Source organism: Streptomyces sp. TE5632, from assembly GCF_054061295.1.
This window is the reverse complement of sequence record NZ_JBSSEA010000003.1, coordinates 2,932,994-2,956,655: the sequence shown is the minus strand read 5'-3', so window position 1 is coordinate 2,956,655 and position 23,662 is coordinate 2,932,994. Positions and strand designations below refer to the sequence as shown.

Annotated in this window: 15 protein-coding genes and 1 tRNA gene; 5 read left to right on the top strand and 11 right to left on the bottom strand. The window is 71.6% G+C overall.

Annotation, left to right across the window (positions count from 1 at the left end; all coding sequences use genetic code 11):
* Nucleotides 1-93 precede the first annotated feature (93 nt).
* Both ACVW19_RS18710 and ACVW19_RS18705 read left to right on the top strand, forming a co-directional pair.
* Nucleotides 94-867: a Clp protease N-terminal domain-containing protein gene (locus ACVW19_RS18710; protein ID WP_457460489.1), complete on the top strand. Its 774-nt coding sequence runs from the start codon at nt 94-96 to the stop codon at nt 865-867.
* Between the two features lie 86 nt (nt 868-953).
* Nucleotides 954-2,660 (top strand): bifunctional 3'-5' exonuclease/DNA polymerase, encoded by a 1,707-nt coding sequence (locus ACVW19_RS18705; protein ID WP_457460488.1) that lies wholly within the window; start codon nt 954-956, stop codon nt 2,658-2,660.
* A 75-nt stretch (nt 2,661-2,735) separates the two neighbouring features.
* On the opposite strand, the gene ACVW19_RS18700 is transcribed toward ACVW19_RS18705, so the two are convergent.
* A complete protein-coding gene (locus ACVW19_RS18700) occupies nt 2,736-3,629 on the bottom strand; it encodes a glycosyltransferase family 2 protein (RefSeq protein ID WP_457464670.1) in 894 nt (297 codons plus the stop codon).
* A gap of 303 nt (nt 3,630-3,932) precedes the next feature.
* On the opposite strand from ACVW19_RS18700, the gene ACVW19_RS18695 reads away from it, so the two are divergent.
* Together ACVW19_RS18695 and ACVW19_RS18690 are read left to right on the top strand one after the other, a co-directional pair.
* Nucleotides 3,933-4,211, top strand: a complete 279-nt coding sequence (locus ACVW19_RS18695; protein WP_457460487.1) for a hypothetical protein — start codon at nt 3,933-3,935, stop codon at nt 4,209-4,211.
* On the top strand, nt 4,208-4,600 hold the full coding sequence (locus ACVW19_RS18690) for a type II toxin-antitoxin system VapC family toxin (protein ID WP_457460486.1): 393 nt from the start codon (nt 4,208-4,210) through the stop codon (nt 4,598-4,600). The genes ACVW19_RS18695 and ACVW19_RS18690 overlap by 4 nt, the downstream gene beginning before the upstream one ends.
* A gap of 43 nt (nt 4,601-4,643) precedes the next feature.
* Here ACVW19_RS18690 and ACVW19_RS18685 read toward each other — a convergent pair whose 3' ends face one another.
* Nucleotides 4,644-6,737 (bottom strand): hypothetical protein, encoded by a 2,094-nt coding sequence (locus tag ACVW19_RS18685; RefSeq protein ID WP_457460485.1) that lies wholly within the window; start codon nt 6,735-6,737, stop codon nt 4,644-4,646.
* 380 nt (nt 6,738-7,117) lie between these two features.
* Here ACVW19_RS18685 and ACVW19_RS18680 point away from each other — a divergent pair, with 380 nt between their 5' ends.
* Nucleotides 7,118-8,614, top strand: a complete 1,497-nt coding sequence (locus tag ACVW19_RS18680; protein ID WP_457460484.1) for an ATP-binding protein — start codon at nt 7,118-7,120, stop codon at nt 8,612-8,614.
* Between the two features lie 110 nt (nt 8,615-8,724).
* On the opposite strand, the gene ACVW19_RS18675 is transcribed toward ACVW19_RS18680, so the two are convergent.
* The 9 genes from ACVW19_RS18675 to ACVW19_RS18635 form a co-directional block, all read right to left on the bottom strand.
* A tRNA-Thr gene (locus ACVW19_RS18675) sits at nt 8,725-8,798 on the bottom strand.
* A gap of 119 nt (nt 8,799-8,917) precedes the next feature.
* Entirely contained in the window at nt 8,918-10,510 is a 1,593-nt protein-coding gene (locus ACVW19_RS18670) for an alpha/beta hydrolase (protein WP_457460483.1), read from the bottom strand.
* A gap of 80 nt (nt 10,511-10,590) precedes the next feature.
* Nucleotides 10,591-11,796 carry a DNA polymerase III subunit delta' gene (locus tag ACVW19_RS18665; protein ID WP_457460482.1) on the bottom strand — a complete coding sequence of 402 codons (1,206 nt, stop codon included), beginning with the start codon at nt 11,794-11,796 and terminating at the stop codon, nt 10,591-10,593.
* 84 nt (nt 11,797-11,880) lie between these two features.
* Nucleotides 11,881-15,042, bottom strand: a complete 3,162-nt coding sequence (gene tmk / locus ACVW19_RS18660; protein WP_457460481.1) for a dTMP kinase — start codon at nt 15,040-15,042, stop codon at nt 11,881-11,883.
* Between the two features lie 166 nt (nt 15,043-15,208).
* Entirely contained in the window at nt 15,209-18,046 is a 2,838-nt protein-coding gene (gene topA / locus ACVW19_RS18655) for a type I DNA topoisomerase (protein WP_457460480.1), read from the bottom strand.
* A 256-nt stretch (nt 18,047-18,302) separates the two neighbouring features.
* Nucleotides 18,303-18,500, bottom strand: coding sequence for a hypothetical protein (locus ACVW19_RS18650; RefSeq protein ID WP_457460479.1), 198 nt, complete (start codon nt 18,498-18,500; stop codon nt 18,303-18,305).
* A gap of 300 nt (nt 18,501-18,800) precedes the next feature.
* Nucleotides 18,801-20,366 (bottom strand): DUF7059 domain-containing protein, encoded by a 1,566-nt coding sequence (locus tag ACVW19_RS18645; protein WP_457460478.1) that lies wholly within the window; start codon nt 20,364-20,366, stop codon nt 18,801-18,803.
* Nucleotides 20,367-20,463: 97 nt separating this feature from the next.
* Nucleotides 20,464-21,036, bottom strand: coding sequence for a small secreted protein (locus ACVW19_RS18640; RefSeq protein ID WP_457460477.1), 573 nt, complete (start codon nt 21,034-21,036; stop codon nt 20,464-20,466).
* 215 nt (nt 21,037-21,251) lie between these two features.
* Entirely contained in the window at nt 21,252-23,657 is a 2,406-nt protein-coding gene (locus tag ACVW19_RS18635; protein WP_457460476.1) for a sodium-translocating pyrophosphatase, read from the bottom strand.
* Nucleotides 23,658-23,662 lie beyond the last annotated feature (5 nt).

Here is a 23,662-nt window from a genome sequence, read left to right as displayed (position 1 = left end):
CCATGCCCCCTCTCCCCACCGAACCCTCGACCCGATGCACTCACCTGTCAACCCGTGGTTGACACCCCCCTGCTGTCAACCTACGGTTGACACATGACGACGAACCCCGGCATCAAGTCATCCGTACGTCTCGACGACCTCATCGCGGCCATCAAGAAGGTCCACGAGGAGCCCCTCCAGCAGCTTCAGGACGCGGTGCTCGCGGGAGAGCACCTCGGCGACGTGGCGGACCACCTGATCGGCCACTTCGTGGACCAGGCCCGGCGCTCCGGCGCCTCCTGGACGGACATCGGCAAGAGCATGGGCGTCACCCGGCAGGCGGCCCAGAAGCGTTTCGTGACGAAGGACTCGGCCCCGCTCGACCCGAACGAGGGCTTCCACCGCTACACGCCCCGCGCCCGCAACGTGGTGATGGCCTCACACAACGAGGCCAAGGCCGCGCGGAACGCCGAGGGCCTGCCCGAGCACCTGGTCCTCGGCCTGCTGGCCGAGCCGGGCAGCCTGGCCGCGAAGGCGATCACCGAGCAGGGCGTCACCCCGGAAGCGGTCCGCGAGGCCGCGACCGCGCTGCTCCCGCCGCCCGTCGAAGAGGCCCCCGAGCTGGTGCCGTACGGCTCGGCGGCCAAGAAGGTCCTGGAACTCACCTTCCGCGAGGCCCTCCGCCTCGGCCACAACTACGTCGGCACCGAACACCTCCTGCTCGCCCTGCTGGAGCACGAGAACGGCGAGGGCGTCCTCAGCGGCCTCGGCATCGACAAGACCACCACCGAGCGGTACGTCACCGAGATGCTGGCGCAGTTCCTGGAGACCCGGGAACCGGAGGCGGCGGACGGACAGCCCGCGAAGCCCGAGCCCGGGCAGGGCTGACCCGGGCATCCGGAGGGCATACGGGCACAGGGGCGTCGTCGGACCGTTGTCAGAGCGTTGTCAGACCCCCCTGCCACACTCGCAGCATGGCCGACCGGTGGGCACTCGCTCCGGCCGAGGACGGGAGCGTGGATGTCGCCCCCCTCGGCCCGGACGGGCTGCCCGCCGCTCCGGTGCGGCGGGAGGCGGATCCCGCCGAGGCCGTGCGGAGCCGTCCCGGCGTCACGCGGTGGGTGTGGCGGTCCACCGCCGAGGTCCATCCGCACCTGCTCGCCTCGGGGGTGCGAGTGGCGCGGTGCTACGACGTCGAGGCCGCCGAGACACTCCTGCTCGGCCACGAGGGGCGGTACGGGGAGCCCCGTTCGGCCGCGGCCGCCCTGGCCCGGCTGCACGGCGGTCCCGTACCGCCCGATCCGCCGCAGCGCCCGGCCGAGCCGGGCGCGCAGCCGTCCCTCTTCGAACCTCGGGACGCGCACATACCGCTGGAGGACCTCGTCGCGGTCTACGCCGAGCAGCAGCGCCGGATCGGGGCGACCGCGCACCCGGACAGGATGCGGCTGCTCGTGGCCGCCGAGTCGGCCGGAATGCTCGTCGCCGCCGAGATGAACCGCGCGGGGATGCCCTGGCGGGCGGACGTGCACCGCGCGGTCCTGCACGACCTCCTCGGCGAGCGGTACGCGGGCGGCGGCGAACCGCGCAGACTCGCCGAACTCGCCGACGAGGTGTCCGCCGCCTTCGGCCGCCGGGTGCGGCCCGACCTGCCCGCCGACGTCGTCAAGGCGTTCGCGCAGGCCGGGATCAGGGTCTCCTCGACCCGCCGGTGGGAGCTCGAGTCCATCGACCATCCGGCGGTCGAGCCGCTGATCGAGTACAAGAAGCTGTACCGCATCCGGGTCGCCCACGGCTGGTCCTGGCTCCAGGACTGGGTGCGCGACGGCCGCTTCCGGCCCGAGTTCCTGGCAGGCGGGACGGTGACGGGCCGTTGGGTGACCAACGGCGGGGGCGCGCTGCAGATCCCCAAGGTGATCCGCCGCGCGGTGGTCGCCGACCCGGGCTGGCGGCTGGTCGTCGCCGACGCCGCCCAGATGGAGCCACGGGTCCTGGCGGCGATCTCCCGCGACCCGGGGCTGATGGAGGTGGCCGGCCGGGAGACCGACCTCTACCAGTCGGTGTCCGACCGCGTCTTCTCCGGCGACCGCGCGCAGGCGAAGCTCGCCGTCCTCGGCGCGGTCTACGGCCAGACCTCCGGCGACGGCCTGAAGAACCTCGCCGCCCTCCGACGCCGCTTCCCCAAGGCGGTCGCCTACGTCGACGAGGCCGCCCGCGCGGGCGAGGAGGGCAGGCTCGTACGGACCTGGCTGGGCCGCACCTGCCCGCCCGCGGCCCGTGCGACGGACGACGCGGTGGGGGAGGCGGGCATCCCGGTCGCTGCGGGCACCCCGGTCGCGGAGGAGGAACCCGACGCCGCCCGGCAGTGGGTACCGGGCTACGCCTCCACCGACGCCCGCGCGCGGGGCCGCTTCACCCGCAACTTCGTCGTCCAGGGCAGCGCCGCCGACTGGACCCTGCTGCTGCTCGCCGCACTGCGGCAGACCTTGACGGACATGGCCGCCGAGCTGGTCTTCTTCCAGCACGACGAGGTGATCGTGCACTGCCCCGAGCAGGAGGCGCAGACGGTGACGGCGGCGATCCGGGACGCCGCGGCCCTGGCGGGCCGACTGACGTTCGGGCAGACCCCGGTTCGGTTCCCGTTCACGACGGCGGTGGTGGAGTGCTACGCGGACGCCAAGTGAGCCCTCGAGAAAGGTGAGGGGGGCCCGGGTGCACAAGGTGGGGGCCCGGGTGCACGGCGGGCTTCGCCCGACTGGTCAGATGACCGGTGGCCTTCCCAGTCGCGTCAGCCGCCACACCGTCCGCCAGCGCATGGCGCGCCGCTCACCGGCCGGCTCCCGCAGGCCCTCGGCGAACCCGCCGAACCACGCCCGCAGCCCTGCGACCGACCGGTTCCTGAGCAGGGTGAGCAGCACCCACACCCCGAGATGGACGGGAATGAGCGGGAGGGGCAGCCGCCGGCGGGCGAGCCACACCCGGTTCCGGGCGTTCACCCGGTAGTAGATGGCGTGCCGGGCGGGTGAGGTCTTCGGGTGCTGGAGCAACAGCTCCGGCACGTACAGAATCCGCCAGCCCGCGTCGGCCGCGCGCCAGGCCAGGTCGGTCTCCTCGTGCGCGAAGAAGAACGCGGCGGGCCAGTCACCGATCTCGTCGAGCATCGCCATTCGCAGCCCGTGCCCGCCCCCGAGGAACCCGGTGACGTACCCGCCCCTCATGGGATCCGACCGCCCGACCCGGGGCACATGCCGCTGCTGGGTCTCCCCCGACTCGTCGGCGATCCGGAACCCGACGATTCCGAGCCGTTCGTCCCCGGCGTACAACTCCCTCACGCGGCGCAGCACATCGGCGTCGACGAGCAGTCCGTCGTCGTCCAGCTCCACGACGACGTCCACGTCCCCGAACTCCCGCAGCCGCGCGATCGCGGCGTTCCGCCCACCCGGGCAGCCGAGGTTCTCCTCCAGCTCGACGGTCGTCACCTCACCCGGCAGCGACAACCGCCGGGCGAACTCGGGCAGCGGGCACCCGTTGCCCACGATCACGATCCGCGCGGGCGCCACGTCCTGCTTCGCCACCGACTCCAGCAGCGCGTCCACCTCCGCGGGCCGGTTCCCCATGATCACCACGGCGACAGCGATCCTCAGAGCCTCGATGCCCCCCACCTCCCAAGCGCCCACGGCCGACGACTGACCGACTGTCCGACTGACGCGCGATGCTAGCCGTTCACGGAAAGGACTTGTCGAGTACGTCTTCCCGTACGCGGTTCCTCGACCAAGCCCGGATGATTCCCGCCGACCCCGACGGAACCCGTCCCCGGTGACGAGAAACGGGTGACGCTGCGGATCGCTGGCGTGCGGGACGAGGACGTCGTCGTCCCACGCTCCACTGGGCGATATCGCATCACTGGGGACATGAATCCCCCCACTCAATAACAAGAGTTTTGTTAAAATGGTTCCATGGTCACCTCCTCCGACCCCGTTCCCGGCGAAGGCCCAGTCCGCCCGGTCTCCGTCTCCCTGCACGAAGGCACCATCGCGGCTCTCAAGGCACGCACCGGCAAGCGCGGCATGTCCGCCTACGTCGAAGCCCTCATCCAGCGCCAACTGGAACGCGACCGGCTGCGTGAACTCATCGAAGACGCGGAAACCGAACACGGACCGGTCGACCAGGCAGCGGTCGAGGCCAAGCGAGCGATCCTGCGCGGTAACACGACCGACTCAGCGAACGCCGCGTGAGCGGCACGCTTGTCCTCGACTGCGAGGGCCTGTCCAAACTCGTACGACGCACACCTGAACTCACCGAGTGGCTGGCCGCAGCCGAGGCGGAAGACATCCGTGTCATCACCAGCTCCGTCACCCTCGTCGAAGCCCGCGACCCCAAGACCAACCAGGCCCGCTTCGACCACGCTGTCTCCCGCCTGAACATCGTCCCACCCACCGAAGCCATCGCCCGCCACGCCAGCAAACTCCTCGCAGCGGCCGGGCTTCACGGCCACAAGTACGCCCTCGACGCCATCGCCGCCGCCACCGCCCTGGCCTCGCCCGCCCCGGTGACCGTCCTGACCTCGGACCCCGAGGATCTCCACATGCTGTGCGGCCCCGGCGTCCGCATCGCCAAGGTCTGACACAGCGCGCCGCCGGAGCGCCGGTGGCCCCGCTTTGTTCCGGTCAGCGGCGCCGCTTGCGGCCGCTCTTGCCGGTGGGGCGCCGGGGCTTGCGGGAGCGGCGGATACGGGCGGCGGGAGCGCGCAGCGCCCGGGCCGCCAACTGCCTGAGCTCGTCGAGTCCGGCTCGGTCCGGGTGCGCGGAGTCCAGTGCGGCGGCAACCGCCTCCCTGGCCTCGGGGCCCTGGGCGCGCAGCGCCTCCTCGGCTCCCTCCCGGCCGCCCGCCAACTCCACGAGCTGGAGCAGGTTCTCGGCGAGCACCAGCAGATGCTCGGCATCGGTCATGTCCTCGGGGGACAGCAGTTCACGCTGCGCCAGCGCGTTCAGCGCCAGCGGCGCCAACCGGCTGTCACCACGCAGTCGGTGCAGCAGTCGCTCACCCTCACCGTCCGGCAACGCCACCTGTAGTGCGTCGAGCATCGCCTGCGCACGTGTGCGGAAGGCCATGTTCCCTACAGCGCCCGTCAGTTGCCGCAGAGCGGCCTCCCGCTCCCCGCGGGCCGAAAGCCAGCCGGCCAGCTCCACACGGGCGGTATCCGGGTCGTAGTCCTCGGCCAGCGCCCCCAGCAGACCGGCCGCAGGCGCCTGCGCCAGCTCACCGACCAGCGGTGCGTCCCGGCCGGCCGCCAGCAGCCGCTGCCGTACGGCCCGGGTGCCCGGTTCGGTGAGACGGATGAGCTCCACCGGCCCCGCCGTCAGCTCTTCACGCCGGGCCTCGGCACGCTCCTGCGCCGCCGGATCCGCTGCCGCCCCCACGACACCCAGCAGCTCCGCAAGCTCCGGTGGCACGTCCGCGGGCAGTTCGGGTCCGGCATCGGAGGGATCGACTTCCAGGAACACCGGATCGGCCATCCCCTGGTCACGCTCGATCGCCCCCAGGTCGTCCAGCACGTCGAGCACCGTGCGCAGGTCCCGGTCGGCGTGCTCGAACCACATCCGGTGCCGGAGGTCCGACCCGTCGTCCAGCTGGAAGCAAGCCCGGTAGGCCAGGTGCACGGAGTCGCGCAGCCGCGGCCAGGGCATCGGGTACGGCAGGCTGTAGAGCGTGTTCAGCACATCTTCCAGCACGTCCTCGTACGCATCGAACAGCATCGACTCGACGTGCCAGCCGCTGCGCGTCCCGATCAGGGCCTGCCGCAGCTCGAAGCACGCGTCGAAGGCGCGCAACCACAGCTGAAGCGGGTCGGCCAGCACCGGCCGGGCCCTGGCCACCGCGTACAAGCGGCCCTTGACCACCCGGACCAGCCGTGCCTTCTTCGCCCACTCCACCAGCAGCCCCAGCCGCGGCAGGTCGGCCGACGAGCGCACACCCTCGGTTCTGTCGCCGGTGTTCAGTACGTCCACCAGCTCACGGGCGTCCGCCATCCGCAGCCGTCCTGTTCCCGTCACCGCCCGACCGTCGCGCCCCGCCCACTCGGCAAGGCCCCGCAACTGCGACACGATCGCCGACGCCTCGGCCCGTCGTCGCAACTCGTCGTCCGCGGGAAGCGTCACGGGCAGCTGCGGTTCGGCCCGGGCCGAACCGGACAGCGCGCGGCCGGTCAGCCGTTGCTCCATGATCGCGTCGAGGGTCTGCTGGTCGTAGGCGACCTCCCCGCTCTGCGCCCGGTCCGCGAAGCGCTGCAACGCCGCCCCGTCCCAGATGTCCACGCCCTGCTCGGCGGCTGTCGTCATCCAGTACTTCGCCAGGCCCCAGCGGGTACGGTCCGCCATCACCGCCGGGTACCGTTCCGCGGCCGCGTCGACCGCGGCGAGGGAGTCCTCGAGTGCGGGGCCGCGCGGGTCCGCCAACTGCGCGGCGTGCAGGTAGCGCAGCAGCGTGCGCAATGTGCCGGGGGCGTCGCCGCGTTCCTCCCCGGGGAGTTCGGTGACCTGCTGGGGAAGCCAGGAGAGGAGCAGTTCCTCCACGTGCCGCGGCTCCCACCACCCGAGTCGGCCGTCGACAGTCGCCCGGTGCCGGTACTCCAGCATCGCCTCGGCCAGGAAGCCGTCCACCGGCAGCCCCTGCTCCCCGGCCCACCGGACCAGCCGGTCGACCAGCAACGCGCACGCCGCCTCGAACTCTTCCTCGGCCTCGGCCTCGAACCGCATCCGCATGAACCCGCCCGCCCCGACTTGCCCGCAGTACCTTTTGTCACGCCACGCCACGCCACGCTACCGCCGAACCGCGAGGAGCGAGGCGCCGTCTGTCGCATCCAGCGTCCGCACGGCAACGCGACGGAACCTTCTACGAACCCAGAACCCCAGGACCTGCTTGACGAAAGACACAACAGAGGCACCCCCGCGCCTACCCGCGCGACCTCTCAGGTCTGGTTCTCGCCTACCGCAAGATCCGCCGCACCCGGGAGGTCACGGCCCCAGCGGATCCGGTCGAGGCGCCGAGGTAGCCGCACCACACCGAGCCCTTGCGGCCGACATTCACTCGGTCCAGTTAGACTAACTTGACTTAGATTAGTTGACACTGGTGCCATCGGACGATGGCACGACCACCAGACCTCTTCGATCGTGAGGCGGAGTGGGGCGACCTCGATCGTTTCGTCTCCTCGGACGCCCCCGGCCTGCGCATCGGAATCCTCTACGGCCGACGGCGTACCGGAAAGAGCTTCCTGCTGCGCCGCCTCTGCCGGGCGTACGGCGGTCTGTACCACATGGTGCAGGAGGAGGAGCCGCTCCCCGCATTGCAGCGCTTCGCCGACGCGGTCGCCGTAGGCCGTGGGCTCGGTCCCGGGCAGTTGCGCTTCCAGGACTGGGACGAGGCACTGCGCACGGCCCTGCGGCCGGTGCCGTCGGCTGACGGCCGGCCGACCCTGGTGGTGCTGGACGAACTCCCCTACCTACTGGCCCACTCGCTCGGGGCCCAGCTCCCATCCGCCCTGCAGGCGCTGGTCGACGAGAGCCGGGACACCGGCGGAGAGGGCCCACGCGGCCGGGTGATCCTCTGCGGCTCGGCGCTGGCCGTGATGTCGGATCTGCTGTCCGGTGCGAAGGCACTCCGGGGCCGGGCCGAGCTGGACCTGCTGCTACGGCCCTTTGACTACCGCACGGCATCCGCGTACTACGGAATCCGCGACCTGGAGACGGCCTTCAAAATGTACGCCTTCTTCGGCGGCACCCCCGGATACCGGGACCTGGTGGGCGGGGCCTCGCCACAGAGCGCGTCCGAGCTGGAAGAACTGCTGCTCACGACCGTCTTCAACCCCAGCCACGCCCTCTTCGGCGAAGCCGGATACCTTCTGCGGGAGGACCCTCGCATCCAGGACCGGGCCCTCTACCTCTCCGTACTGGGCGCAGTCGCGGCAGGCGCGACCTCGCCCGCCAAGGTCGCGGCGGCCATCGGACGCGACCAGCGCAGCCTCCACCACCCACTCAGCGTCCTCACCACCTCCGGATTCCTCATCAAGGACGAGGATCTACTGCTGCAACGCCGTCCCGTCCTACGGCTCGCCGACCCCGTCGTACGCCTGCACCAGCTCGTCACCACACCCCGGCTCGCCGCCTTCGAGGAACGCAAGGCACAGCCTGCCTGGCGCGCCGCCGAGCACACCGTCAGCGCCCAGATCTTCGGTCCCGCCCTCGAGCAGCTCGCCCGCGAATGGACATCCCGCCACGCCTCGAAACACACCCTCGGCGGCGCCATCGGCGAAGTCGGCAGCACCGTCGTGAACGACCCCGCCGGCAGACAGCAGCACGAGATCGACGTCGTGGCACTGGACGAGGGCGAGCGCAGGCAGGCCCACAGCCCGGTCATCCGCGCCATCGGCGAAGCAAAGGCCTCCGACCGCGCCCGGACCCTCGCCGACCTCGACCGGCTCGACCGCATCCGCGGTCTGCTGATCGCGCGCGGGGTACGCGCGGCAAGCGCGAAGCTGCTCCTCTTCGGACGCTCCGGCTTCGACCTCAACCTGACCCAGGTCGCAGCGGAGCGCCACGACGTGGAACTCGTGGATCTGCACCGGATCTGGCGCGGGGAGTGACGATGAGGTCGGCGAAGCCACCGGAGGACGACACTCCGGCCGTGCGCCCCGCCATGCCCCGGGCAACAGAAAACCCCAGGTCAGCGACTATCCGACCTGGGGTTTGACGGAGCCGCCTTCGGGATTCGAACCCGAGACCTACGCATTACGAGTGCGTTGCTCTGGCCATCTGAGCTAAGGCGGCGTGCGCTGTCGGCACCATGGTGCGATCAGCGACGTCGGTAAGTCTACACAGTTTCGGATGGTGCTTCGTACCTGCCCCGGAGGCGGGCCCGGGGCCTGCCTCCGGGGTGGGCGCACCGGCTAAGAGCAGCGCTTTCCGTCCGTGGGAGGGGTGCCGCGGAGGAGGTAGGTGTTGATCGCGGAGTCGATGCAGTCACTGCCCCGGCCGTAGGCGGTGTGGCCGTCGCCCTCGTAGGTGAGCAGGCGGGCCGAGGAGAGCTGGCCGGCGAGGGACTCCGCCCAGCGGTAGGGGGTCGCGGGGTCCCGGGTGGTGCCGACGACGACGATCGGGGCCGCGCCCTTCGCCTCGATGCGCTGGGGCTTGCCCGTGGCGGCGACCGGCCAGTACTCACAGTTCAGGGCGGCCCAGGCGAAACTCTCGCCGAAGACCGGGGAAGCCTTCTCGAAGTCGGGGAGGGCGTCCCGCACCTGCTCCGGGGAGTTGAAGGCGGGCGGGAGGTCCAGGCAGTTCACGGCGGCGTTGGCGAACATCAGGTTGGCGTAGTCGCCCTTGGCGTCGCGTTCGTAGTAGCTGTCGGAAAGGGCCAGGAGTCCGGCGCCGTCGTTCTCCTTCATCGCCGCCGTCAGTGCCTCGCGCAACCGTGGCCAGGCGCCCTCGTCGTACATGGCCGCGATCACGCCGGTGTTGGCCAGCGACTCGGTGAGCCTGCGGCCCCCGGCGTCTCCGGTGGGGATCGGCCGTGCGTCGAGTTCGGCGAAGAACTCCTTCAGGTTCTCGCCGACCTGTTCGACACCGGTGCCCCGGCCGCCGAGGGGGCAGTCGCTCTGCCGTACGCAGTCCTTCGCGAAGGCCGTGAACGCCGTGTCGAAGCCCGCCGTCTGCTCGACGTTGAGCTGCCGCGCCGACAGCGAGGGGTCCAGCGCGCCGTCCAGCACCAGCCGGCCCGTCCGGTCCGGGAACAGCCCCGCGTACGTCGCCCCGAGGAAGGTGCCGTAGGAGGCGCCCACGTAGTTCAGCTTCTCGTCGCCCAGCGCCGCCCGCACGATGTCCATGTCCCGGGCCGCCTCGACGGTCGACACATGGCGCAGCAGCTTCGGCGCGTCCGCCCCGCAGCCCTCGGCGAACCTCCGGTACGCGGCGACCAGCGTGTCGGTCTCCTTCGCGTCGTCCGGTGTGACGTCCGTCTGCGTGTACGCGTCCATCTCCGGGCCGTCCAGGCACTCGACGGGTTCGCTGCGGGCCACGCCCCGCGGGTCGACGGCCACCATGTCGTAGCGGGCCCGCACCTCGGCCGGGTAGCCGATACCGGCGTACGCCTGGAGGTAACCGATCGCCGAGCCGCCCGGCCCACCGGGGTTGACCAGCAGCGAGCCCAGCCGCTCCCCCGGGCCCGTGGCCTTCTTCCGGGACACGGCGAGGCGGACGTCACCGGCGGACGGGTCGGCGTAGTCGAGCGGGGCCTTCAGCGTGGCGCACTGGAAGCCGGGCACCCCGCAGTCGCGCCACTTCGGCTTCTGCTCGTAGTACGGAGTGAGTGCCGCGGGCGTGGCACGGGGCAGTGCGGCCAGCACCTCCGCCTTCGCCGCCGATTTCGCGGAACTCGTGGTGCTCGTCGTGCTCCCGGAGGAGCAGCCGGAGACCAGGAGCGCGGCGGCGGCGAGCAGCGTGACTGCGGTGCGGGTCCTGCGGTGGAGGGTGCGCCTTGTGTGCATGATGCGAGCGTAACTGTGCGCGACGGTTCGAGTGCTCTGTGTGCGCCCCGTGCCCCGTACGAGTTACGGGACGCGCGGGTTCAGCCCGCTCTGAGCGCCATGGTCATCGCCTCCACGGCCAGGAGCGGGGCCACGTTGCGGTCGAGGGCGTCGCGGCAGGCGGCGATCGACTCGATGCGGCGGAGTGTGGACTCGGGGGAGCTTCCGCGCGCCAGGCGCTCCAGGGCGTCCTCGGTGTCCGTGTTGGCGAGGGCGACGCGGGAGCCGAGCTGGAGGGCGAGGACGTCGCGGTAGAAGCTGGTGAGGTCGGTCAGGGCCACGTCGAGGCTGTCCCGCTGCGTACGCGTTCGGCGGCGCTTCTGCATGTCCTCCAGGTCCTTGACCACGCCCGCCGTACCGCGCGGCAGCCGACCGCCCTGGGCCGCGCCGAGCGCCGCCTTCAGCTCGTCGGTCTCCTTGGTGTCCATCTGCTCGGCCAGTTGCCTGGCGTCCTCGGCAGCGGCGTCGACGAGTTCCTGGGCCGCCTTGAGCGCGCTCCCGACGTCGTCGACCCGCAGCGGCAGCTTCAGCACGGCGGCGCGGCGCTCGCGGGCCGCCGGGTCGGTGGCCAGGCGGCGGGCCCGGTCGACGTGGCCCTGGGTGGCGCGGGCGACGGCCGCCGCCACGTCCGGCTCGACGCCCTCGCGCCGGACGAGCAGGTCGGCGACGGCGTCCACGGACGGCGTGCTCAGGTTGAGGTGGCGGCAGCGGGAGCGGATCGTCGGCAGGACGTCCTCGACGGACGGGGCGCAGAGCAGCCAGACCGTGCGGGGGGCGGGCTCCTCCACGGCCTTGAGGACGGCGTTGGCGGAGCTCTCGTTCAGCCGCTCGGCGTCCTCGACGAGGATCACCTGCCAGCGGCCGTTCGCCGGGGCGGTGAACGACTTGCGGACGGTGTCGCGCATGTCGCGCACCAGGATCATCGCGCCGACGGCGGTGATCGTGCTCACGTCGGCGTGGGTGCCGATCAGGGCGGTGTGGCAGCCGTCGCAGAATCCGCAGCCCGGGGTTCCGCCGAGGGCGCGGTCGGGGCTGACGCACTGCAACGCGGCGGCGAAGGCACGCGCCGTCTGGTGGCGTCCGGCGCCGGGCGGGCCCGTGAACAGCCAGGCGTGGGTCATCTTCGACGCCGTCGGCGCGGGGGCGCCGGCCGCCGCGGCGGTGACGAGGGCGTCGGCGTCCCGGGCGGCGGCGGTGAGCTGTTCACTCACCCGCTGCTGCCCGATGAGGTCGTCCCACACGGTCATGGGTCACGCCGTCCTTCCATCCGCCGTCCTTCCATCCGCCGCGCCTCCATCATGTTCACCGCGTACGAGGCACCGCCACTCATGTCAGCGGCGGCGGCCCCGGCCGCCCTCGTCGCCGCGCTCGCCGTGCCCGTCGCCGCGCCCCTCGCCGCGTTCGTCGTCGCGCGGGCCCAGCAGCTCGTCCGCCAGCGTCGGCAGGTCGTCCAGCGGGGTCTTTTCGGCCCAGTCCGGACGCTGCCTGTTCCGGCCCGGCATGTTCTCGAGGTCGACCTGGGGCAACTCGCGTGTGCTCGCCTCATTGTCATCCCGCGTGACCGCGGGCAGCACCGCCGTCTCCTCCACGTCACCCCGCGGCGGCACAGCGGGCAGCACCTCGGTCTCGTCGGCCGCCCGGGGCGGAACCGACACCTGCGGCAGCTCGGTCGTCACCTCGGCCTCGGAAGGCCCGAACGAGGCTGACGACGCTGACGGCGTCGGCGGCATCGACGGCGCCGTCGCCCCGGAGGAACCGGCGGGCCCTGCGTCACGCCGACCCTTGCCCGGCACCCGCGGCAGCACCGCCGTCTCGTCCGTGGCGCCCGGCGCCGCCCCGGAGAAACCGGCCCCGTCCGTCGCCTTGGGACCCGTCTCCGCCGCGGCCGCGGCCCGTTCCGCGCTGCGTCGGGCCTCCTCGGCCCGCCGCAGCGCGTCCTCGGCCTTGCGCTGCTTCTCCAGGCGCAGCGCCTCGGCCTCGGCGCGCAGCCGCTCCTCCTCCTCGGCCTGCTTGCGGCGGCGTTCCTCCTCCGCCCTGCGCCGGACCTCCTCCTCCGCCCGCGCCTTCTCCTCGGCGAGGAGCCGCCGGCGCTCCTCCTCGGCTCGGCGGGCGGCCTCCTCGGCGCGCTGCCGGGCCTCCTCCGCCTGCCGTTCGGCCTCGCGCCGCTGCGCCTCCTCCAGCTCGCGCCGCTTGCGCTCCTCCTCCTCGGCACGCAGCCGCGCCATCAGCTCCTGGCGCTCGCGCTCCAGGCGCTCCTCCTCGGCCTTGCGCGCCGCTTCCTCCTCCGCCTTGCGGCGGGCCTCCTCCTCGGCCTTGCGCCGGGCCTCCTCACGAGCCTGGATCTCGGCCTCGGAGAGCGGCAGCACCTGGTCGAGCCGGTGCCGGATCACGGTGCCGACCGCGTCCGGCTCCTGACCGGCGTCGACCACCAGGTACCGGCCGGGGTCGGCCGCGGCCAGGGTGAGGAAACCGGCCCGCACGCGCGCGTGGAACTCGGCGGGTTCCGACTCCAGCCGGTCCGGTGCCTCGGTGAACCTCTCGCGCGCGGTCTCCGGCGCCACGTCCAGCAGCACGGTGAGGTGCGGCACGAGGCCGTTGGTCGCCCATCGGTTGATACGGGCGATCTCGGTCGGGGACAGGTCGCGTCCGGCGCCCTGGTAGGCCACCGAGGAGTCGATGTAGCGGTCGGAGATGACGACGGCGCCGCGCTCCAGTGCGGGCCGTACGACCGTGTCGATGTGCTCGGCCCGGTCCGCCGCGTACAGCAGCGTCTCCGCGCGGTGGGACAGTCCGGCGCTGGAGACGTCCAGCAGGATCGACCGCAGCCGCTTGCCGACGGGGGTCGCCCCCGGCTCGCGCGTGAGGACGACCTCGTGGCCCTTGGCCCGGATCCACTCGGCGAGCGCCTCGGCCTGCGTGGACTTCCCGGCCCCGTCGCCGCCCTCCAGGGCGATGAAGAAACCGGCGCCCGCCGCGACCGGCACCGGGTCGTCGCCGCCGAGCAGCGCGTCCCGCAGGTCCTGCCGCAGCGGCACCCCGGAACGGTCGTCGACCTTGGCCAGCACGAGCGCGGCCACCGGCAGCAGCAGCGCGCCCACCAGCATCAGCGTGAACGCGGCACCGCCGTGCGCGAAGACGAACCGGCCGCTCTCCAGCCGGTGCGTCCCGATGGCCGCGGCCACCAGCGGGGCGATCACCGCGCCGAGTGCCACGAAGACGCGGACGACCGCGTGCAGGTGCTCCGTCGTACGGGCCCGCCGCTGGTCCTCGGTCTCCTGGTCGAGCAGCGTGTGCCCGGTGTTGGCCGCGATGCCCGCGCCCACGCCGGCCAGCGCGACGATCAGCAGCACGCTGGTGACGTCCGGCACCAGACCGGCGGCCAGCAGCGCGACGCCGGTGAAGGCGAGCGCCAGTGCGAGCAGGCGGCGGCGCGACAGCGACGGCAGCAGGGCGGGCGCCGTCCGTATGCCGACGACGACACCGCCGGTCAGCGCGCCCACCAGCAGGCCGTAGAGCACGGGCCCGCCGCCCAGGTCCGTGGCGTGCAGCACGAACACCGCGACGGCGGCCGACACCGCGGCGGCCACCAGGGCGGACGCCAGCACCAGCAGCGGCATCACACCGGTGCGGCCCTTGTCGGGGCCGGCGCCGGCGGTGCTCTTCGGGCGGCGCAGCCCCTCCAGCGGCGAGCGCGGGCGCGGAGTGCGCACGGCGGGCAGCTCGAGGAAGGTCAGTATCGACAGCGACGCGGCGAACAGTCCGGCCGCGACATACGAGGCGAGGGCCGCCTGGTGCTGGGCGAACCAGGCGATGCCCGCACCCAGCAGGTTGTTGAACAGCCCGGCGACGACGAGCACGAGGGCCGCGACCGGCACCACCACGAAGGACGTACGCAGCGACAGGCGGCGCAGCGCCTCCATGTGGTCCGGCAACGGCCGCACCGTCGCGCCCTCCGGGGGCGGGGCGGGCAGCAGCGCGGGCGCCGCACTCTCCCGGCACACCGTCCAGAACCGCTCGGCGACCGATGTCACGAAGACGGTGACGAGGAGGACGGCCAGGGTGTTGTCGGGCGTCCAGTCGATCCACAGCGGGGCGACGATGAGCAGGGCCGCCCGCAGCCCGTCCGCGCCGACCATGGTCCAGCGGCGGTCCAGCGGTCCGTCCGGCGAGGTGAGCGACGTGAGCGGGCCGAGGAGCACGGCGCCGAACAGCAGCGTCGCGAGAATCCGCACCCCGAAAACGGTCGCCACTGCGAATGCGACGCCCAGGTAGCCGCCGCCGAACGAACCTTCGGCGATCGCCGCCTGGAGGGCGAGGAGGACCAGCACGAGGAGGGCGAGGATGTCACCGACGCCGCCCACGAACTGCGCGCTCCACAGCCGCTTCAGCTGCGGACGGCGCAGCAGGGCGCGGACGGCGCGCTCGCGGGAGTCCGCGACCAGTGCGTCGTCGGGGGCCGGTTGAGGGGCCGCTGGCGGTTCGGCTCGCATCATGCGTTCAGCCTATCGGCCCGCGCCGACACCACGGCGCTCCGCCCTGACATGCGCACGCCCCGGCACCGAAGTGTTGCCGGGGCGTTCGCATTCCGAACCCTTGGCGAAGATCCACACCTGGGAGCGGACGACGGACCGCCGTGCCGCACGGGGTCCTGAAGGTGCCTCAGTCCTCGGCGCCGTTCGCGGCCGCCGCCTTCTTCGCGGCGGTCTTGGCCGCCGTCGCCTTCTTCGCCGTCGTGGTCTTCGCTGCGGTCTTCTTGGCCGCCGCCGTCTTCTTCGCCGGGGCCTTCTTGGCGGCCGTCTTCTTGGCCGGGGCCTTCTTGGCGGCCGTCTTCTTGGCGGGCCCCTTGGCGCGCTTCTCGGCCAGCAGCTCGAACCCGCGCTCCTGGGTGATCGTCTCGACGCTGTCACCGGAGCGCAGGGTCGCGTTGGTCTCGCCGTCGGTGACGTACGGACCGAAGCGGCCGTCCTTCACCACGACCGGCTTCCCGCTGACCGGGTCCTCACCCAGCTCCTTCAGCGGCGGCTTGGCCGCGGCCCGGCCACGCTGCTTGGGCTGGGCGTAGATCGCCAGCGCCTCCTCCAGCGTGATCGTGAAGAGCTGTTCCTCGGACTGCAGCGACCGCGAGTCGGTGCCCTTCTTCAGATACGGCCCGTAGCGGCCGTTCTGTGCGGTGATCTCCACGCCCTCGGCGTCGGCGCCGACCACGCGCGGCAGCGACATCAGCTTCAGCGCGTCGTCGAGCGTCACCGTGTCCAGGGACATCGACTTGAAGAGGGAGGCCGTGCGCGGCTTGACCGCGTTCTTGCCGGTCTTCGGCGTGCCCTCGGGAAGGATCTCCGTGACGTACGGGCCGTAGCGGCCGTCCTTGGCGACGATCGGGCGACCGGTCGCCGGGTCGGTGCCCAGCTCGAAGTCGCCGCTCGGCTTGGCGAGCAGTTCCTCGGCGAACTCCACACTCAGCTCGTCGGGCGCCAGGTCCTCGGGGACGTCGGCCCGCTGGTGGCCCTCCGCGTCCTTCTCACCGCGCTCGACGTACGGGCCGTAGCGCCCGACCCGCAGCACGATGCCGTCGCCCACCGGGAACGACGACACCTCGCGCGCGTCGATCGCGCCCAGGTCGGTCACCAGCTCCTTGAGGCCGCCGAGGTGGTCCCCGTCGCCGTTGCCCGCCTCGGCCGCGCCGCCGTTGCCGGTGCCGGTGCCTTCGCCGAAGTAGAACCGCTTCAGCCACGGCACGGACTGCGCCTCACCGCGCGCGATGCGGTCGAGGTCGTCCTCCATCTTGGCGGTGAAGTCGTAGTCGACGAGCCGGCCGAAGTGCTTCTCCAGCAGGTTGACCACGGCGAAGGAGAGGAAGGACGGCACGAGGGCCGTGCCCTTCTTGAACACATAGCCGCGGTCGAGGATCGTGCCGATGATCGACGCGTACGTCGACGGGCGGCCGATCTCCCGCTCTTCCAGCTCCTTGACCAGCGACGCCTCGGTGTAGCGGGCCGGCGGCTTGGTGGCGTGGCCGTCGACCGAGATCTCCTCGGCGGTGAGGGCGTCGCCCTCGGCGACCTGCGGCAGCCGGCGCTCGCGGTCGTCGAGCTCGGCGTTCGGATCGTCCGCGCCCTCGACGTACGCCTTCAGGAAGCCGTGGAAGGTGATGGTCTTGCCGGACGCGGTGAACTCGACGTCCCGGCCGTCGGACGCGGTGCCACCGATCTTCACGGTGACGGAGTTGCCGGTGGCGTCCTTCATCTGGGAGGCGACGGTCCGCTTCCAGATCAGCTCGTAGAGCCGGAACTGGTCGCCGGTCAGACCGGTCTCGGCAGGGGTGCGGAAACGGTCGCCCGAAGGCCGGATCGCCTCGTGCGCCTCCTGGGCGTTCTTCACCTTCCCGGCGTAGGTGCGCGGCTGCGGCGGCAGGTAGTCGGCGCCGTACAGCTGCGTGACCTGGGCGCGGGCGGCGGCGATCGCCGTCTCGCTCAGCGTCGTCGAGTCCGTACGCATGTAGGTGATGTAGCCGTTCTCGTACAGCTTCTGCGCGATCTGCATGGTGGCCTTCGCGCCGTAGCCGAGCTTGCGGCTCGCCTCCTGCTGCAGCGTCGTCGTACGGAACGGGGCGTACGGCGAGCGGCGGTACGGCTTGGACTCGACGGAGCGGACCGCGAACCGCGTGTTCTCCAGGGCGGCGGCCAGGGCGCGGGCGTTCGCCTCGTCGAGGTGGAGGGTGTTCGCGCTCTTGAGCTGTCCCAGGGAATCGAAGTCGCGGCCCTGCGCGACACGCCTGCCGTCGACGCTCTGGAGGCGGGCGACCACCGACGACGGGTCGGAGACATCCCCCGCGCGACCGGTGGAGAAGGTGCCTGTCAGGTCCCAGTACTCGGCGGAACGGAACGCGATGCGCTCGCGTTCCCGCTCGACCACGAGCCGGGTGGCGACGGACTGGACACGGCCGGCGGACAGCCGGGGCATGACCTTCTTCCACAGGACCGGCGAGACCTCGTAGCCGTAGAGACGGTCGAGGATGCGGCGGGTCTCCTGGGCGTCGACCAGCTTCTGGTTGAGCTGGCGCGGGTTGGCCACGGCCTCGCGGATCGCGTCCTTGGTGATCTCGTGGAAGACCATCCGCTTGACCGGGATCTTCGGTTTGAGGACTTCCTGGAGATGCCAGGCGATGGCCTCGCCCTCGCGGTCCTCATCGGTGGCGAGGAAGAGCTCGTCGGACTCCTTCAACAGGTCCTTGAGCTTCTTGACCTGGGCCCTTTTATCGGCGTTGACCACATAGATCGGCTGGAAGTCGTGTTCGACGTCCACACCGAGACGGCGGACCTCACCGGTGTACTTCTCGGGCACCTCCGCGGCGCCGTTGGGAAGGTCGCGAATATGCCCGACGCTCGCCTCGACGATGTAGCCAGGGCCGAGATAGCCCTTGATCGTCTTCGCCTTGGCAGGCGACTCGACGATGACGAGTCGGCGGCCGCCCTTCGCGGTCTCGCTGGTCGGGGACAACTTCGCTCTTCTCTCCGGTCGACACTGGGGCCTCCCCGGGCTTTCCTCCCGGGGTCGGGTCTGCATTCACGGCTCGTGACGCTGCGGAGTGTGACGGTACCTCCCGCCCCCGTGTCAAACGGGAAAAGCCCGCAACGGCCACTCGAACGGTAACCCGACTTGCACCGTTCCTGCCGCCCGGACTGTCCAGACCCGGCCCGCTCCCCTGCGGAGCGCGACCTCTCGATTACTCGAATCCCCAGTTCGCCGACGGTCCTCAGAGGCGGGTGAGACACCATGCGCCGAGGACGAGAGAGATCAACGAGACGAGGCTCGCGACGCCGGCCGATGCGACGGGGCTCACACCCTGGGCCACGGGGCGACGTCGGCGGACGCACGTCACGGTCCAGGCCAGCAGCCCGCCCCCGAACAGGCAGAACACCAGCCCCGCGAAGATCGCCGGTCCGCTCTCCATCGTTCCCTGAGCCCCTTCCCGCGGCCGCTGACGCCGGCCCGGGGATGAGGCTGACACGCACGAGCGGCGCGCAGGCGAACCGAAGGTGAACGCAGGGACGACGGGGGCGGGTGGGACGGCGGCCGGGCGCGGCCCGGCTCCCGGTGAGGGTGTCCGGAACGACTCGAAAGTTGGCGAACCGAACACTCTTCCGAGCACCCACCGGGCACGTTCCCCGCACCGCGCGCGCCGCGCCACCGGGCACCCGCCGCCCTCGCTACCGCGCCACCGGTCACCCGCCGCCCTCGCGGCCGCGCCCCGTCACCCCACCGGTTCCAGGAACCCCTGTTCCACCAGCAGCCGGATCTGGGCGGGCGTACGGTCGCGCAGCAGCACCGGGTCCTCGCCGAGGAGCTGGGCGATGGCGTCGAGGATGCGGCCCGCGCTCATCGTGCCGTCGCACACGCCCGCGAAGCCCGCGCCGATCGTGTCCACCCTGGTGGCCCGGCGCATTCCGCGGTTCTGGCGCAGCACCACGTGCTCCGGGTCCTCCGCGCCGGGCAGCCCGACCTGCTCCTGAACGACCTCGTCGGCCAACCGGAAGCTCGCCTCGAGCAGCGCCGCGTCGTCGTGCGCACGGAGGTAGTCGAGCCGCTCGAAGTGGGCCCGCACCGTGTCCCCGAGCGGCTGCTCGACCGGATGCGGCCACTCCTCCACCGTGACCGACGGCAGGGCGGCGCCCGACTTGCGCAGGGTGATCCAGCCGAAGCCGACGGCCTTCACGTCGCGCGCCTCGAACTCGTCCAGCCAGGCGTCGTAGCGTGCCTGGTAGTCGGCCGCGTCGCCGCGGTGGTCGCCGGCGTCCCGCAGCCACAGCTCGGCGTACTGAGTCACGTCCTGCACCTCGCGCTGCACGATCCAGGCATCGCACCCGCGAGGCACCCACGACCTGAGCCTGTCCTGCCAGTCCTCCCCTTCGACGTGCTGCCAGTTGGCGAGGAACTGCGCGAACCCGCCTTCACGCAGCCGTTCCCCCGCCTCCTGAACGAGCGTGCGGCACAGATCGTCCCCGCCCATCCCGCCGTCGCGGTAGGTGAGCCGCGCGCCCGGCGAGATCACGAAGGGCGGGTTGGACACGATCAGGTCGTACGTCTCGTCCTCTCCGACCGGTGCGAACAGCGACCCCTCGCGCAGCTCGGCGGCCGGGGCCCCGGAGAGGGCCAGGGTGAGCGCGGTGATGTGCAGCGCGCGCGGGTTGACGTCCGTCGCCGTCACGCGCGTGGCGTGCCGGGTGGCGTGCAGCGCCTGGATGCCGGAGCCGGTGCCGAGGTCGAGCGCGGAGGCGGCGGGCGTGCGGACGGTGATCCCGGCCAGGGTCATGGACGCCCCGCCGACGCCGAGGACGACTCCCTCCTCCCGGCTGCCGACGCCGCCGGCGCCGCCGACCGCGCACCCCAGGTCGGACACGATGAACCAGTCCTCGCCCGCGGGCCCGCCGTACGGCCGTACGTCCACGGTCGCGGTGAGCTCGTCCGCGCCGACGCGCGCCAGCCACCCGTCCGCCAGGCAGGCGTCGACCGGCAGAACGTCCGCCACGCGCGCGTGGGGCACGGGTTGCTGCAACAGGAACAGTCGTACGAGTGTCTCCAGCGGTGTGTCCCCGCGCGTCGCCCGGAACGCGGGCACGGTCTCGCTGCGGGCCAGCGCCGCGTACGCGGGAGCGCCGAGCAGTTCGAGCAGTCCGTCGGCGGTGAAGGAGGCTCCGAGCAGCGCGTCGCGGAGACGGGCGGCGGTGTCGGAGCGGCCGGGCGAAGGAGCCGGAGGAGCCGAGGGGACCGAGGGGGACAGGGGCAAGGGCGGCAGGCCGGTGTTACTCACACCCTCCATTGTGTCCGCCGCCCTCGCCCCACGCGTGCCGTGACCCCCACGCCCCCACGACGGCCACACCCCCACGACCGCCGTGACGGCCTCGGCTGCCGAGTCGTCAGCTCTGCGTGGCCTGCCCCGGAGCGGTGGCCGCCTTGCAGCTGGGCTGGCGGGCCATCGCCTGGCCGACCTCGCCCTCCTCCAGTGTCTTGAGGGCGTTGTTGCCGCTCTTGCTTAGCTTGTCCAGCTCGGTGGCGATGTCCTTCAGGCCGTCGGCGAACTTCGCCTGGTCGTCCGTGTCGAGATCGTCGACCTGCTTCTTCAGGGAGGCGTACGACGCGGAGATGCCGTTGAGTTCCTTGACCGCGTCCGTCTGCTTCTTCTCGCCGTTCTCGACGTCCGGCGCCCCCGCCTTGTTCACGGCCGCGCCGATCGCCTTGTAGGCGTCGGACATGTCCTGGAAGGCCTTCGAGTCGGTCTTCTGGACATCCTCCGGCGTGCTGTTGTCCGAGGTCTCCTTCTGGATCGCGGCGTTGGCGGCCGCGATCTTCTTCGCCTGCGGCTGCACCGCGTCACAGACCTGGTTCGCCCAGGAATCCAGCTTCTCGTTGCCGTCGTCGCCGCCGCATCCCGTCAGCGCCAGTACCAGTACCGCACCGCCGGACAGTGCGGCCGCGAGCTTCTTGTTCACCGGATTGGCCCCTTCCTTGGCTCCCGGCCCCGGAACATACACGCCAGATGGGCGACATCCCCCCGCCGAACGTCCGCCAAGGCAATTTTTGAAGCCATTTGCACCAAGCGAGAGAAGGCTCACGGCAGGGGGGCGCGCACCGCACGGCGCGGGGCGGGCGACGCGTCAACTCGCGCCGCCCGCCCGCTCCTTGAGCATGCCTTCGGTGACTTGACCTACGAAACCACCGCCGGGTCGACCGACTTGTGATCAGGTTCGGAGTTGCCTTCGTCACCCATGGCGATACCGCGTCGTTTGGACACGTACACCGAACCGGCGATCACGGCCAGCGCCAGGACCGCGATCAGTACCCGTACGGCGACGCTCCTGTCCGCGCCGTAGGAGAACTGGATGACCGCGGGCGCGATGAGCAGCGCCACCAGGTTCATCACCTTCAGCAGGGGGTTGATGGCCGGCCCCGCGGTGTCCTTGAAGGGGTCGCCGACGGTGTCACCGATGACGGTGGCCTCGTGGGCCTCGCTGCCCTTGCCGCCGTGGTGGCCGTCCTCGACGAGCTTCTTCGCGTTGTCCCACGCGCCACCGGAGTTGGCGAGGAACACCGCCATCAGCGTGCCCGCGCCGATCGCGCCCGCGAGGAAGGCGCCGAGCGCCCCGACGCCGAGCGTGAACCCGATGAAGATGGGTGCCATCACGGCCAGCAGACCGGGTGTGGCGAGTTCGCGCAGGGCGTCCCTGGTGCAGATGTCGACGACCTTGCCGTACTCCGGTTTCTCGCTGTAATCCATGATCCCGGGCTTCTCGCGGAACTGCCGCCGCACCTCGAAGACCACCGAACCCGCCGACCGCGAGACCGCGTTGATCGCCAACCCCGAGAAGAGGAAGACGACCGCCGCGCCCGCGATGAGCCCGACGAGGTTGTTGGGCTGCGAGATGTCCATCATCAGGCTCATCGGCGCGCCCTCGCCGCTGAGCCGTTCGCCCACGTCTCTCGCGCCGGTGGTGATGGCGTCACGGTACGAGCCGAACAGCGCCGCCGCCGCGAGCACGGCCGTGGCGATGGCGATGCCCTTGGTGATGGCCTTGGTGGTGTTGCCGACGGCGTCCAGGTCGGTGAGCACCTGGGCGCCCGCGCCCTCGACGTCGCCGGACATCTCGGCGATGCCCTGCGCGTTGTCGGAGACCGGTCCGAAGGTGTCCATCGCGACGATCACACCGACCGTGGTGAGCAGGCCGGTGCCGGCCAGCGCCACCGCGAACAGCGCCAGCATGATCGACGTGCCGCCGAGCAGGAAGGCCCCGTACACGCCGAGGCCGATCAACAGGGCGGTGTAGACGGCCGATTCGAGCCCGAGGGAGATACCGGCGAGGATGACGGTGGCCGGGCCGGTGAGCGAGGTCTTGCCGATGTCCTTGACGGGACGCCGGGTGGTCTCGGTGAAGTAACCGGTGAGTTGCTGGATCAGGGCGGCGAGCACGATGCCGATGGCCACCGCGACGAGTGCGAGGATCCGCGGGTCGCCGTCCATTCCCTGGATCGCCTCGTCGGTGACGCCGTCGAGGTCGGCGTACGACGACGGCAGATAGGTGAACACGGCGATCGCGACAAGGACGAGGGAGATCGTCGCGGAGATGAAGAACCCGCGGTTGATCGCGCTCATGCCGCTGCGGTCGGAGCGTCTCGGAGCCACCGCGAAGATGCCGACCATCGCGGTGAGGACGCCGATCGCGGGCACCAGCAGCGGGAAGGCCAGTCCGGCGTCGCCGAAGGCGGCCGAGCCCAGGATCAGCGCGGCCACCAGCGTCACGGCGTACGACTCGAACAGGTCGGCCGCCATGCCCGCGCAGTCGCCGACGTTGTCGCCCACGTTGTCGGCGATGGTCGCGGCATTGCGCGGATCGTCCTCCGGAATGCCCTTCTCGACCTTGCCGACCAGGTCGGCACCGACGTCGGCGGCCTTGGTGAAGATGCCGCCGCCGACACGCATGAACATCGCGATCAGCGCGGCCCCGAGCCCGAAGCCCTCGAGCACCTTCGGCGCGTCGGCCGCGTAGACGAGCACCACGCAGGTGGCACCCAGCAGGCCGAGCCCGACGGTGAACATGCCGACCACGCCGCCCGTACGAAAAGCGATCTTCATCGCTTTGTGCGAGACGGCGGTGAGATCCTTTTCCGGCTCGCCCTGAGCCGGTGTGGCCTCGCGGGCCGCCGCGGCGACTCGCACGTTGGTGCGTACGGCGAGCCACATACCGATATATCCGGTGGCCGCCGAGAACGCCGCTCCGATCAAGAAGAACACCGATCGTCCGGCACGCTGATTCCAGTCGTCCGCGGGCAGCAGCATGAGCAGGAAGAACACGACGACGGCGAAAACGCCGAGTGTGCGCAGCTGGCGGGCCAGATAGGCGTTCGCGCCCTCTTGGACCGCTGCGGCGATCTCCTTCATGCTGTCGGTGCCCTCGCCGGCCGCGAGTACCTGGCGCACCAGGACGCCCGCGACCACCAGTGCCGCCAGTGCCACGACCCCGATGACCACCACGAGCACACGGTTGTCGTCGGTCAGCACGGCTGCTGCGAGAGAGATGGGTTGGCCCGGCTGATGTGAGACGGAAAGCCCCGCCATTCGTC

Coding starts and splice junctions, on each gene's coding strand:
- ACVW19_RS18710 (WP_457460489.1), top strand. CDS start 94: ATGACGACGAACCCCGGCATCAAGTCATCCGTACGTCTCGACGACCTC.
- ACVW19_RS18705 (WP_457460488.1), top strand. CDS start 954: ATGGCCGACCGGTGGGCACTCGCTCCGGCCGAGGACGGGAGCGTGGAT.
- ACVW19_RS18695 (WP_457460487.1), top strand. CDS start 3,933: ATGGTCACCTCCTCCGACCCCGTTCCCGGCGAAGGCCCAGTCCGCCCG.
- ACVW19_RS18685 (WP_457460485.1), bottom strand. CDS start 6,737: ATGCGGATGCGGTTCGAGGCCGAGGCCGAGGAAGAGTTCGAGGCGGCG.
- ACVW19_RS18680 (WP_457460484.1), top strand. CDS start 7,118: ATGGCACGACCACCAGACCTCTTCGATCGTGAGGCGGAGTGGGGCGAC.
- ACVW19_RS18670 (WP_457460483.1), bottom strand. CDS start 10,510: ATGCACACAAGGCGCACCCTCCACCGCAGGACCCGCACCGCAGTCACG.
- ACVW19_RS18665 (WP_457460482.1), bottom strand. CDS start 11,796: ATGACCGTGTGGGACGACCTCATCGGGCAGCAGCGGGTGAGTGAACAG.
- tmk (WP_457460481.1), bottom strand. CDS start 15,042: ATGATGCGAGCCGAACCGCCAGCGGCCCCTCAACCGGCCCCCGACGAC.
- ACVW19_RS18650 (WP_457460479.1), bottom strand. CDS start 18,500: ATGGAGAGCGGACCGGCGATCTTCGCGGGGCTGGTGTTCTGCCTGTTC.
- ACVW19_RS18645 (WP_457460478.1), bottom strand. CDS start 20,366: ATGGAGGGTGTGAGTAACACCGGCCTGCCGCCCTTGCCCCTGTCCCCC.
- ACVW19_RS18635 (WP_457460476.1), bottom strand. CDS start 23,657: ATGGCGGGGCTTTCCGTCTCACATCAGCCGGGCCAACCCATCTCTCTC.